This window comes from Reichenbachiella carrageenanivorans (genome assembly GCF_025639805.1).
GTDB lineage: Bacteria > Bacteroidota > Bacteroidia > Cytophagales > Cyclobacteriaceae > Reichenbachiella > Reichenbachiella carrageenanivorans.
On the sequence record NZ_CP106735.1, the window covers coordinates 1,512,704 to 1,524,284 of the forward strand.

Sequence of the window (11,581 nt, forward strand, 5' to 3'; positions counted from 1 at the left end):
ATTATCGCCATGTAAGAATTCACATGGCGATAATTAATCTTTAAACAAGAATATCTCCAGTCATCTCTTTGGGAATAGAGACTCCCATTAGAGTTAGTATGGTTGGAGCTAGATCTCCTAGCTTTCCGTCTTTCACTGGCTCTTTGATGTCTTCGTCTGCGAAGATGCAAGGCACCAAATTGGTCGTGTGTGCTGTGTTTGGCGAACCGTCAGGGTTCATCATGATGTCGGAGTTGCCGTGGTCTGCGATAATGATCGGCGTGTAGCCATTGGCGATAGCCGCCTCTACGACTGACTTTGCACATCCGTCTACCGTTTCGCAAGCTTTTACTGCTGCTTCGAATACACCTGTGTGGCCTACCATGTCGGGATTGGCAAAATTCAAGCATACAAAGTCTACTTCGCCTTTTTTCAACTCAGGGATAATGGCATCGCGAATGTCAGCGGCGCTCATTTCTGGTTGCAGGTCATAAGTAGCCACTTTAGGTGAAGGGCAAAGCAATCTTTTTTCTCCTTCAAATTCTTTTTCTCTACCTCCAGAGAAGAAGAACGTCACGTGCGGATACTTTTCTGTTTCGGCTATACGGATTTGTTTTTTGCCTGCTCCTTCTAGCACTTCACCTAGTGTGTTTACCAAGTTGTCCTTGTCGTACATCACCTTCACTCCTTTGAATGTGTTGTCGTAGTTGGTCATGGTCACATAGTTGAGATCGAGCTTTTTCATTCCTACCTCCGAGAAATCAAATTGTGTCAAGGCTTCAGTGATTTGTCTGCCTCTGTCGGTTCTGAAGTTGAAACAAATTACTACATCACCTGCCTTGATGGTGCCTAGTGGCGAGCCATTGGTATCGGTCTGCACGATAGGTTGGATGAATTCGTCGGTAACCCCTTCGGCATAAGAGGCGTCCACTGCAGCCAATACATCCGTGGTTTTTTTGCCTTCTCCATTCACCATAGCATCATAGGCGAGCTTTACTCTTTCCCATCTTTTGTCTCTATCCATGGCGTAGTATCTGCCAGTGATAGAGGCTATTTTGCCAGTGGTTTTGTCGAGGTGACCTTGTAGATCTTCCAAATATTTTTTTCCGCCTTTAGGGTCGGTGTCGCGTCCATCGGTGAATGCGTGGATCATCACATCTTCGAGTCCTTGTGCGGCAGCGCCGTCGCAAAGTGCCTTGAGGTGATCGATGTGGGAGTGGATGCCTCCATCAGATACCAATCCGATGAAGTGTACCGTTTTGTTGTTGCTTTTGGCGTAATCGAATGCTTCGACCAAAGTTTCATTTTTGGCTAGAGATCCGTCTTTGGCTGCCAGGTTTAGCTTTACCAAATCCTGATACACTACGCGACCTGCGCCAATGTTCATATGGCCTACTTCAGAGTTGCCCATTTGTCCTTCTGGCAAGCCTACAGCTAGGCCAGAAGCTTCCAGTTTACTATGTGCGTATTTGGTATAGCAAGAATCGATGAAAGGAGTTTTTGCTGCTTTGATTGCCGATACTTCTGGATTGGTGCCTATGCCCCACCCGTCCAGAATCATTAGTATTACCTTTTTATCCATGGTGCAAATATAGTTTTACTCACAAGCGGATTAAAACATAATGGCAAAAAAGGCGTCAATTTTCAATGCGTTTGGAGAAAATTTGGATTCTATTCAATGGAATGAAATTTTATTGAAAATATCCGAATTGGATGTGGGTGAATTTTACTTGTTGACAAGCCACTTTTCTGGATCCATTTTCACGTTGTTTTTCCAAACCTGAAATTGAATTTCGGATATGCCATCTGCGTTGGTGAATACTTCGCCTATGTTTTCATTGGCTTGGATGACTTGTCCTTTTTTTACATTCACGGATTTGAGTTTGGCGTAGAGCGTATAGTAGTCTCCATGTTGCACGATGACGACGCGGTTCATTCCAGGTACAAAGGCGGTGGTAGCTACTTTGCCTTCGAATACAGCTTTTACTTGTGCATTTTTCTGGGTTTGAATATCCACACCTTGGTTTTCTACCCAGATGTTTTTGAGGACGGGGTGGGGATGTTTGCCGAATTTTTCGGAAACGAAGCCTGACTGAACTGGCCATGCCAATCTGCTTTTTTTACTTTCGAAAGCCGTGGAGATTTTAGCCATATCTGCAGATAGATTGATAGAATTGGAGGCCTTTCCTGCGTTCGATTTTTCGATTTCGGCTTTGATGATCTTTGCCAATAAGTTGTCTAATCGAGTGACAGCTTTTTTGGTCTCGTCTACTTCTGCTTTGAGTTCTTTTTCTCGTTTGCTTAGTTCTTGTACTACTTTATTTTGTTTGGTTTTTAGCGAAAGCAGGTTTTGATTTTCTTTGATTTTGGATTTGAGCAAGATGTCTTGTTCTTCTTTTTTGAGGACAAGTGAGTTGACCTGCTGATTCATTGCATTTTTTACTTTTTCGATTTGCTCAACTTGTACTTCTCTGGCTTTGGTGTATTGTTCTAAGTATTTCAATCGTAGAAACAGCTGATTGAACGTTTGAGCAGAAAATAGGAAGGTCAGTTTACTGTAGCCCTGGTTGGCTTTGTACGCGTCGTAGACCATTTGTCCATATTCTTCTTTGAGATGTCCGAGGTCGGATTGGAGAGCATCTACGACCATAGACAAGTCGTTGATCTCCCCACTGAGGAGGTCAATTTCTTGAGTGATAGAGGAGATCAGAGATCGTCTTACTTCGATTTGTTTGTTGAGTGCTTGGAGTTGACCAATCGTAGCTTTTTTTTCCGTTTCTGTTTCCTTTAGAATTTTCTGTACTTCGGATATTTTGGCTAGGCTTTCTTTTTTTTCTTTTTCTATTTGGGTCTTACTTTTTTGGGCAAGTCCTTCAGAAACAAAAGAAAGGGTTGCGATCAGAAACAACCAAACAAATATTTTACATGGGTTCATACTTGTCAGGAATACTAAAAGTAAAGTTTAGGTCTTCTTTGTTGATGTTGATCCTAGAGTGTTTTATTTGCACTTTGGATACCTTTTTAGCCTTGTTTCTTTTGGATCTGTAGTTGATTTCTATGTTGATTTCAGATGGGATTACTTTATCGTTTACTTTCAAAAATTCTGCATAGTCTATGCTCATAGCATTGCCACTGGTGTCGCTTAATGCTTGTATTTTTTCTAGTTTCATAGAGTTGGAACCTATGAAATTCATTACGGTCAAGTTGTCTTGAGATTTTTTTACTTTGAAGTAGCCATCTTCTTTTTTGATGTCGTCTTCATTATTGATGGGCCAGATCAGATTGCCGATGATGATAGATTCTAGTAATTTCAAATCAAAATCAAAGTGATATTTATCTGATAGTTCGGAGACTTTTAGCACTTGATATTCTTTGTGAATTTTGTCTAGGATCACGATAGAATCCTTGGTGACGATACCTCTGGCAGCTTCGATCCCAAGCCCAGGAGTCAAGGAAAACCAAATGATGCTGTCTTTTTTTACGCGTATGTTGGCCGAAGCCTTGAGGTCACGATTTTCATCTTTGTATTTGATTTTGGATTTCATGGATAGGTTGTCATAATCCAAGTTGTTCAAATTCAGTTGATTCGATTTCGAAGAGAAGATTGCGAGTTTTTTGCTACAAGCAGTAAGTGCTAATAAGCCTGCGAGGCAGAGGATAAATCTATTCATAGAGCTGTTTATCTGCTATTTTTTTGTCGAGAGTCGTGGTATCATCCGCCATGTCTCTTGCGGCTTTCCATTGTATGATGGCTTCATCTATTTTGCCAAGCTGAAACAGGGCATCGCCGTAGTGCTCTATGATTGTGCCACTTGGCTCATATTGCAAAGCCAATTTTAAATATTTTTCTGCGCCAGAAAAATCCTCCATCATATACAAAACCCATGCATGGGTATCTAGGTATGTAGAATTCTCTGGGAAGTCTGTCACCAGTTTTGATGACATTTCCTTTGCTTTGTCCAGATCTTTCTTGCGGAGCGAAAGGAAGTAGCTGTAGTTGTTGAGCACATGGTCATTGTCTGGCTTGGCTTTTAGTGCTTGCTCATAGGCGTCGTCAGACTTGCTATGATCTCCCATGCTATTATAGGCATCGCCCAGTTGGCCATGAAACAGGCTGTTCATATTGGCATCGCGTGCAGCATAGGCTTTGCCTGCATTGAATATTTTTATGGCGTTTTCATAATCGTTTTTGATCAAATAAGCGGTGCCTTCGAAATAGTAGAGTGTAGCTTGATTTGGAAAATTTTCCAAGGCCATTTTTGCATGTTCGATCACGCCATCATAGTCCTCTAGTTCTAGGTCGAGAGAAAGTATATTTTGCCATATGTTATAGTTAGACCCATCTATGGCTACTGCTTGGATGTAGTATTCGCGTCCTTTGGCTCTTTCATTGATGTTATAATACAGATCGCCTGTCATAGCTAGGGCTTGATAGGAGTCTGGGTGGGTTTTGACTAAAGCTTCGGCCAGCTCAAGTAGCGGTTGGTTTAGTTCTTCGTTTGGCAGCATTTCCAAATAGCCTGCCATGGTTCGGATCTTTCTCGAAAGATCGAGAGTAGTGCTTTCAAAAGGGACTTTTAATACATCGATCGCGTCGGCATATTTTTTCTGCTTGCTATATGCTTCGGACAAGAAGATGTATAGCCGTTCATTGTTTTGATAATGGTCTACTTTAGATAAAATGAATTTTTCAGCTTCTTCATATTTGTCGTTAGATAACATCATCTGAGCGAGCGATAGTGCATGAGATGGCTCGTTGGGGTATAGAGCTACGAGTTCTTTGCCTTCTTTGATGGCTAGATCCAAACGATTCATTTTTAGATAAATCTGTTGTTTCTGAATCGTGATTTCTTCCATCGGGCCAAAATGATCTTGTGCTTTTTGGTAGCTTACCAGAGCCGCTTCATATTTCTTTTGATAAAACTGAATAGCAGCGAGTTCAAACCAATAATTTTCTGTGTCGGGAACTTCGCTGAGCATTTCTAGGTAAGTCTTTTCGGCTGCATTCAGATCGCCCAAATTGGTTTGGACGTGAGAGACGAGCAAGTAATAATACTTGTTTTTAGGGTTATAGCTTTTGGCAAAAATGGCATGCGGTAATGCTTTAGACATGTCGCCGTTTTCACTATAGATCTGCCCGATTTTATAATGAGCCGCTGCATTTTTCTGATCCAAATCTAGTACTTTCTGAAAGGCACTCATGGCCTTTGATAAGTCTTGAAGCAGGAAATATTTTTCGCCTTCTAGAAAGTAATGATCTACTTCGGCCTGTTCTTCTTCTGTGAGAAACTGGACAGGAGCTATACTGATATTCGATTTGTTTTTTTTCTTCTTTTTTTGAGCAAACGAAGATTGACCAAAGGTGGTCAGTAGCAATAAAATAAATATGGTCCGCAGTATTGTCATCATGGTATCGATCAAACGACCTGTCGCATTTATAGTTTGGGAGCAACAAAATTAACGAAAAACCTCTGTACCTGACTGGTTTTCGGTTTATTCATTTGTCCTTGATTCCCTTTTTTCAAGCTGAAGAAGAGCCCCTCTGTGTGCCCGAAGAAGCAAAGAAAAGGCCAAACCATTTGATAATTTAGGGAATTTTAATTCCGAATACTATTCGGCCAGAAAGATGCTTGCGTTCTACAAAGTAGGTGGTCAATACAAAGAGTAACACACCAAGGTTCCTAATGACAAAATTCAATATCCAGTTGCCTAAGTCTATGGTATAAAAGCAGCCTACGAGTACAGACGCATACAAAATATAGGCACCTATCCGTAGTACTTGATAGGGTACTGGGTAGTATTTTTTTCCAATAAGAAAGCTTAGGGAAGCCATGGCGAAAAATGAGATCAAAGTGACCAGCGCACTCCCAAAATAGCCGAATACAGGTATCAAGAGATAGTTGAGCACTACGGTGATTACCGCTCCTAGTATCGTGATGATGGCACCGTAGATGGTGCGATCGGTGACTTTGTACCAGACAGAAAGATTGTAATAGATGCCATTAAACAAATAAGCCATCAGTAAAACAGGTACTACGTATAAGCCTTCTCGGTAAGTAGGATTGGCTAGAAATACCATGCCGATGATTTCCAAATTCAGAGATATAGCGACAAAAACAAAAGCACTGAAAATCACAAATCCCGTCATAACACTGGCAAATAGTTTGGGAGAATCTTTGTTTTCGGCATTGGAAAAGAAGAAAGGCTCTGCGGCGTATCTAAAGGCTTGTATGCCCAGCATCATGAATACAGAAAGTTTGTAACAAGCCCCGAATATGCCGAGGGCAGCCATGCTGGTTTGGCCTGGGTAAAACCCTTCGGGTAACCAGATTTTGAGCAGTGCACGAGACAGCATTTCATTGGTAGCACCTGCCAGCCCCATGAATAGTAGCGGAGAAGCGTAGATCAAAATGGGGGTAAACCTCTTCCAATCGAAGGTGAATTTGAAACCGCCGAATTCTTTGATTAGTAAGACGATCAATAGCGAATTCGAAATCAGGTTGGATAAGAAGACATATTTAGCTTTAAATTCGAAATCGTAGTTTTCTAGCATGAAAGGTTGCCAACTAGAAAACCAGTGCCCTTCGTAGATATTCAAACAAAAGACCAGGAAAAAGATATTGAGCACCACAGCAAAGGTGATGTTGAAGAACCTGATGAGTGCGAATTTTTTAGCTTTTTTGCGAAAGCGAAGTCGTGCAAATGGTACAGCAGTGACGGCATCTACACCTAGCACTGCTGCTAACCAGTAAAACACCATTTCCTTGCCTGGATATTCGAGCCAAATGGCCAAGTCTGAGGCAAACCAAAACAACAAGCCTGAGAGGATAAGACTAGAAAGAATCAGCATGCTGGTGACCAGATTGAACAAGGCGGGTTCTCCTTCAGGATTTTTATTTGCAAACCTGAAATATGCCGTCTCGAGACCGTAAGTAAAAATAGGGTACAAAAAAGCCGTATAGGCGTACAGTTCGGTGACGATACCGTATTCGCCTGGCAAAAACACAGTAGTGTAAAGGGGTACAAGCAAGTAGGATATCATCCTGCCGATGATGCTACTTAGTCCATACCACATGGTGTCTCCAGCTAATCCCTTGACTGCACTCATGTATTAGCTAGCCTGTTTATTGTCATATATGGGTCTGTTTATTCGCCTTTGAATATCGGCTTTCTTTTTTCTAAAAAGGCGGTAGTTCCTTCTTTGAAATCTTCGGTGCCGCAGCATCGTGAAAATGAATTGGCCTCGGTCTGATAGCCATTTTGACCAGTAGTATATACTGCTTTTACGCACTCTATCACCATACCTACGGCTAGTGGTGCTTTAGTTTGTATTTTGGCTAAGATCTCTTCTGCTTTGGTTATGGCATCTGCCTTGGTATCTACTTTGTAATTGATCAATCTCAGACTCAATGCTTCGTCTGCCCCGATCATGTCGCCAGTCAGCATAAGTTCTAGTGCTTTGCCTTTGCCCACGAGCTGAGTGAGCCGTTGGGTACCGCCATAGCCTGGTATCACGCCTAGGTTTACTTCTGGTTGTCCAAATTTGGCATTGGATGTAGCTATACGCATATGGCAGGCCATGGCCATTTCGCATCCACCGCCAAGGGCAAAGCCATTGACTACGGCTATAACAGGTTTGGCCGAGCCTTCGATCAGGTCAAAAATTTCTTGACCTTTTTCTGCCAAGCTACGACTATTGACCTCATTCATAGTGGCCAGTTCGGTAATGTCTGCGCCAGCTACAAAGGCTTTTTCTCCTGCGCCAGTAATGATAATCCCTGAAATTTCTTTATTGTCAATGGCTTGCTCTATTGTGCTTTCAAGTTCAATAAAGGTTTTTTGATTGAGTGCATTAAGGGCAGATTCACGATTGATAGTGATGGTAAGAATGCTATCCGAGACATGAAGAGCTAATGTTTCCAGTTGTTCCATAACGGTGGTTAATGGTTTTTTCAAATCTATTTAATGCAGTTAAGTTAAACCAAGGAATGAGAGGGTTTTTCTTTTTTCATTGGATTTAGAGAGGTATGTTTTCGTTTGACCGTGGAAATACCCGCTCTCAACGAGTATTATTTATTGGTGTAAAAATTAGAATGTTCTTTGAGCTATAATCAGAAGGAACACAAATCTAATTGATATGAAAAGTAGTATTCTCGCCGTTTTGATAGTGTTTAATAGCTGGGCTGTACGGGCTCAATTTGAAACAAAAAATACCTATACAGGTACTTGGAGTGATACGGGGTCTTGGACTGCAGGACAACCAAACCCGTTGACTACTAATATTGATGACGAGGCCAATATCTATGGTTATATCACAAGAGAAGGTAGCCTCAGCTTTACCAATATTGGTAACAATTCTGACGAAATTATCATATATGATACCTTGGTAGTAGAAGGTAATATGACATTTGAAACTAACTCAATCAGCCTAAAAGTAGAAACAGGGGGATTACTTGTCATATTTGGTGATTTTGTGGCCAACAATAAGGTGGATCTTGAGAACGGAGGAACGATGGTCATTACTGGAGATATGACTCTAAGTGGGGGGCAGCAAGACTATATAGACAACGGAGGGGGATTGTATGTGGATGGAGACATCATTGGCAATGGAGATACCTCAGAAGCAGATAATGTGGATCGACCTTCGTCGGATTTGAATAGTGGTAATAGTGAAGAGCAAAGTCTTTATGAGTTTATACAGAGCGGTGGAAGTAAAGCATTGCCGATAACCTTGGGAAAATTTGAAGTAAAATCTATAGAAAAGGGAGTGCAATTGATGTGGACTACTTTGTCGGAAGAAAACTTTGATTATTTCGAAATATACCGTTCCGCAGATGGGTCTAATTTTGAAGTGATCGGAGAAATGAAAGGGCAAGGTTTTACCTCTGAATCGATGGATTACTTATTCGTAGACGAGTCGCCACTATACGGATTAGGTTATTACCGTCTCAATGCCATAGATTTTGACGGATCGAGTGAGATGTTTGCTGTTGTCAAAGTCTCTCACAGTCCTACATACCTAAAGCCCTCCGTGTACCCAAACCCTACACAAGGTCAGAACCTGTCAATTCAAATGAATTATACGGAAGCACCTATAAATCAGCACCTAGTGATTTCTAATTATGAGGGAAAAGTAGTGTTTGAATCTTCGGAATCACAAAGTCTGCAAAAAATAAATCTACAAGGGCTCAAGTCAGGGTTATATTTTGTCAAAATCCAAATTGATAATTTGATTTTTAAGGAAAAACTATTGATTGACTAGAATGAGTCCCCTCAATGTTTAATGGGGTTTTCCATGGTTATGGAAAGGTAGCTACTGGCAACGGTAGCTATTGTCTTTTCAACCACCATATTCACTTCTTCGCTTTACGAACAAACCGTATATTTGCCGAGTGATGGAAAACGATATGGACTTTAATACTTACTTAGTTTCTAAGAAAATAGACCCTGCCAAATTCAAGCAAGCAGAGGGCGATACTTACCAAAAATTGGAAGCAGCCTTTTTGCAATCTCATCCTGCCAGCTTTACTGCCCAAAAACTATTTTTGATTAACCCGATCAGAAGAAAGTACATGCTGTCAGAAGAAACAACAGAGGCGCCATCCAAACCAAAAATGATGTTTAAACCCAAAATGAAATAAATTCCAATGTACAAGTCATTAGAAGCCAAACTGAAAATTCAGTTGGAAGAAATTAAGGCAGCAGGCCTTTTTAAAACGGAACGGATCATTACTACTCCTCAAGGAGCCGATATCAAAACCAGTGAAGGCAAAGAAGTGATCAACTTTTGCGCCAATAACTACCTTGGCTTATCCTCTCACCCTAAGGTGGTCGAGGCTGCTAAAAAGGCCATCGATACACACGGGTTTGGTATGTCATCGGTGAGATTTATTTGTGGTACGCAGGATATCCACAAAGAGCTAGAACAAAAAATATCTGAATTTTTAGGCACAGAAGACACCATCTTATATGCGGCGGCATTCGATGCAAATGGTGGTGTATTCGAACCACTCTTTGGGCCTGAAGATGCTATCATTTCAGATGCACTGAATCATGCCTCAATCATCGATGGCGTGAGGTTGTGCAAAGCTCAGCGTTACAGATACAATAATAACGACATGGCAGATCTCGAGGCTAAACTCATCGAGGCCAAAGATGCCAAATGCAAAATTATCGTAACAGACGGTGCTTTCTCTATGGACGGTACCGTAGCGCAAATGGACAAAATATGTGATCTCGCTGATAAGTACGACGCACTGGTGATGTCGGACGAATGTCATTCTACAGGATTCATGGGCAAGACAGGGCGTGGTGTGCATGAACTGTGTGGTGTGATGGATCGAGTAGACATTATTACGGGCACTTTGGGCAAAGCACTGGGAGGAGCCTCTGGCGGGTTTACTTCTGGCAAAAAAGAAATTATAGAAATGCTTAGACAGAAGTCTAGACCTTATTTGTTTTCCAATACATTGGCTCCTTCTATCGTGGGTGCCTCTATCGCGGTGATCGATATGCTGAGCGAGACCACGGAGCTTAGAGATAAGCTCGAAGAAAACACGCTTTACTTCCGTGAAAAAATGACGGAGGCAGGATTCGATATCAAGCCAGGCTTTCATCCGATTGTGCCTATTATGCTTTATGATGCAGTACTGTCGCAGCAATTTGCGGCTAGGTTACTCGAAGAGGGGATCTATGTGATTGGGTTCTATTTTCCTGTAGTGCCTAAGGGGCAGGCTCGAATTAGAGTGCAAATGTCGGCTGTACACGATCGCCGTCATCTGGACAAAGCCATTTCAGCTTTTACTAAAGTAGGTAAAGAACTGGGTGTGATCTGATAAATGCATGAGGTATTTCATTGATCTTGCTTACGACGGCACGCACTATCACGGGTGGCAAATCCAAAACAATGTAGTCACCGTGCAACGTGTGCTCAACGAAGCACTGTCTACGATACTGCGAACGGAGATTTCCACAATAGGCAGTGGACGAACGGATACGGGCGTCCATGCCATGATGCAGGTGGTTCATTTCGACTATGCAAACGAAATCGTCGTGGGCCAGTTAGCCGCCAAACTCAATAGTCTGCTGCCACAGGATATAGCCGTACGGACAATCAAACCAGTAAAAGAAGGAGTGAGTGCGAGGTTTGAGGCAGTGTCTCGTGCCTATATTTATAAAATTCACCAATACAAAAATCCGTTTTTGCAAGGACAGTCTTATCAGTTTCATCAAGCCATTGATCTGGATCAAATGAATGCTTGCTGTGAGTTGATCAAAACCTGGAAGGATTTTGAAGCCATGAGTAAGGTAAAGACGGAGGTCAATAATTTTAATTGTGAAATATTTGATGCCTATTGGAAAAAACATAACGGTGAGATTCATTTTCACGTAAGTGCCAATAGATTTTTGAGAGGGATGGTTCGTGCCTTGGTGGGTACCATGCTAGATGTGGGTCAGGGCCGAATGACAGTTGAAGCTTTTCAAGCTGTATTAGAAAGTCGAGATCGCAAAAAAGCAGGGCGATCTGTTCCTGCGCATGGTCTATATTTGCGCGACATTATCTACCCAAAAGACATTTATCTTTAATTTCAATTCACAGCTA

Annotated in this window: 10 protein-coding genes; 4 read left to right on the forward strand and 6 right to left on the reverse strand. The window is 41.8% G+C overall.

Annotated elements, in window-relative coordinates; genetic code table 11:
• Positions 1–40: 40 nt before the first annotated feature.
• From gpmI to N7E81_RS06090, 6 genes are all read right to left on the reverse strand, one after another.
• Complete coding sequence (gene gpmI, locus N7E81_RS06065) at positions 41–1,561, reverse strand: 2,3-bisphosphoglycerate-independent phosphoglycerate mutase (RefSeq protein WP_263052391.1); 1,521 nt, start codon at positions 1,559–1,561, stop codon at positions 41–43.
• Between the two features lie 144 nt (positions 1,562–1,705).
• Positions 1,706–2,887: a murein hydrolase activator EnvC family protein gene (locus N7E81_RS06070; protein ID WP_263052392.1), complete on the reverse strand. Its 1,182-nt coding sequence runs from the start codon at positions 2,885–2,887 to the stop codon at positions 1,706–1,708.
• Between the two features lie 13 nt (positions 2,888–2,900).
• Positions 2,901–3,650, reverse strand: a complete 750-nt coding sequence (locus N7E81_RS06075) for a DUF4292 domain-containing protein (protein ID WP_263052393.1) — start codon at positions 3,648–3,650, stop codon at positions 2,901–2,903.
• Positions 3,643–5,388, reverse strand: coding sequence for a CDC27 family protein (locus N7E81_RS06080; protein ID WP_263052394.1), 1,746 nt, complete (start codon positions 5,386–5,388; stop codon positions 3,643–3,645). Before N7E81_RS06080 ends, N7E81_RS06075 begins: the two co-directional genes overlap by 8 nt.
• Before the next feature lie 178 nt (positions 5,389–5,566).
• Positions 5,567–7,087 (reverse strand): lipopolysaccharide biosynthesis protein, encoded by a 1,521-nt coding sequence (locus tag N7E81_RS06085; protein WP_263052395.1) that lies wholly within the window; start codon positions 7,085–7,087, stop codon positions 5,567–5,569.
• Positions 7,088–7,125: 38 nt separating this feature from the next.
• Entirely contained in the window at positions 7,126–7,911 is a 786-nt protein-coding gene (locus N7E81_RS06090) for an enoyl-CoA hydratase/isomerase family protein (protein WP_263052396.1), read from the reverse strand.
• Positions 7,912–8,116: 205 nt separating this feature from the next.
• Between N7E81_RS06090 and N7E81_RS06095 the strand changes: the two genes are divergently transcribed.
• The 4 genes from N7E81_RS06095 to truA all read left to right on the forward strand — a co-directional run bounded on the left by N7E81_RS06095 (position 8,117) and on the right by truA (position 11,565).
• On the forward strand, positions 8,117–9,241 hold the full coding sequence (locus N7E81_RS06095; RefSeq protein WP_263052397.1) for a T9SS type A sorting domain-containing protein: 1,125 nt from the start codon (positions 8,117–8,119) through the stop codon (positions 9,239–9,241).
• A gap of 133 nt (positions 9,242–9,374) precedes the next feature.
• The gene (locus N7E81_RS06100) at positions 9,375–9,620 is read left to right on the forward strand and encodes a hypothetical protein (RefSeq protein ID WP_263052398.1); all 246 of its coding nucleotides are present in this window, start codon (positions 9,375–9,377) and stop codon (positions 9,618–9,620) included.
• 6 nt (positions 9,621–9,626) lie between these two features.
• Positions 9,627–10,814, forward strand: coding sequence for a glycine C-acetyltransferase (gene kbl, locus N7E81_RS06105; protein WP_263052399.1), 1,188 nt, complete (start codon positions 9,627–9,629; stop codon positions 10,812–10,814).
• A 7-nt stretch (positions 10,815–10,821) separates the two neighbouring features.
• Positions 10,822–11,565, forward strand: coding sequence for a tRNA pseudouridine(38-40) synthase TruA (truA, locus tag N7E81_RS06110; protein ID WP_263052400.1), 744 nt, complete (start codon positions 10,822–10,824; stop codon positions 11,563–11,565).
• Positions 11,566–11,581 lie beyond the last annotated feature (16 nt).

Excerpts from the sequence above, each read along its gene's own strand:
- gpmI (WP_263052391.1), bottom strand. The coding sequence starts at position 1,561 with ATGGATAAAAAGGTAATACTAATGATTCTGGACGGGTGGGGCATAGGC.
- N7E81_RS06075 (WP_263052393.1), bottom strand. The coding sequence starts at position 3,650 with ATGAATAGATTTATCCTCTGCCTCGCAGGCTTATTAGCACTTACTGCT.
- N7E81_RS06080 (WP_263052394.1), bottom strand. The coding sequence starts at position 5,388 with ATGATGACAATACTGCGGACCATATTTATTTTATTGCTACTGACCACC.
- N7E81_RS06085 (WP_263052395.1), bottom strand. The coding sequence starts at position 7,087 with ATGAGTGCAGTCAAGGGATTAGCTGGAGACACCATGTGGTATGGACTA.
- N7E81_RS06090 (WP_263052396.1), bottom strand. The coding sequence starts at position 7,911 with ATGGAACAACTGGAAACATTAGCTCTTCATGTCTCGGATAGCATTCTT.
- N7E81_RS06095 (WP_263052397.1), top strand. The coding sequence starts at position 8,117 with ATGAAAAGTAGTATTCTCGCCGTTTTGATAGTGTTTAATAGCTGGGCT.
- N7E81_RS06100 (WP_263052398.1), top strand. The coding sequence starts at position 9,375 with ATGGAAAACGATATGGACTTTAATACTTACTTAGTTTCTAAGAAAATA.
- kbl (WP_263052399.1), top strand. The coding sequence starts at position 9,627 with ATGTACAAGTCATTAGAAGCCAAACTGAAAATTCAGTTGGAAGAAATT.
- truA (WP_263052400.1), top strand. The coding sequence starts at position 10,822 with ATGAGGTATTTCATTGATCTTGCTTACGACGGCACGCACTATCACGGG.